At 66.4% G+C, this 220-nt stretch carries 1 protein-coding gene; it reads left to right on the top strand.

Annotated elements, in window-relative coordinates:
* Positions 1–220: hypothetical protein (locus tag H6B10_RS17085; RefSeq protein WP_204652527.1), on the top strand; the 220-nt coding region annotated here is incomplete at both ends.

Below are 220 nucleotides of genomic sequence, written 5' to 3'. Positions count from 1 at the left end.
ACCGCTGGAACGGTACCGGGGCACCCGCTGGTACAAACCCTACTGCGTGTGTATCGTGGCCCTTTGGCTGGCGGCCTGGACGCTGGTGATGTTCGTGGGTGTGAACGCTGCCGGTGACCAGCTGGTTCAGCAGTACCCCCAGGCTGTACAGATCGGCCCGGGCATCGGTCTGGCGGAACCCGAACTGTTCCGGCGCCGCATACCCCGGCGTGCCCAGCAG

The sequence above is a fragment of the Gemmiger formicilis genome, assembly GCF_016901605.1.
In the GTDB taxonomy this organism is placed as follows: domain Bacteria; phylum Bacillota; class Clostridia; order Oscillospirales; family Ruminococcaceae; genus Gemmiger; species Gemmiger formicilis_B.
Note: the sequence above shows the minus strand (reverse complement) of the source record. Positions and strands in the feature narration are given on the sequence as shown.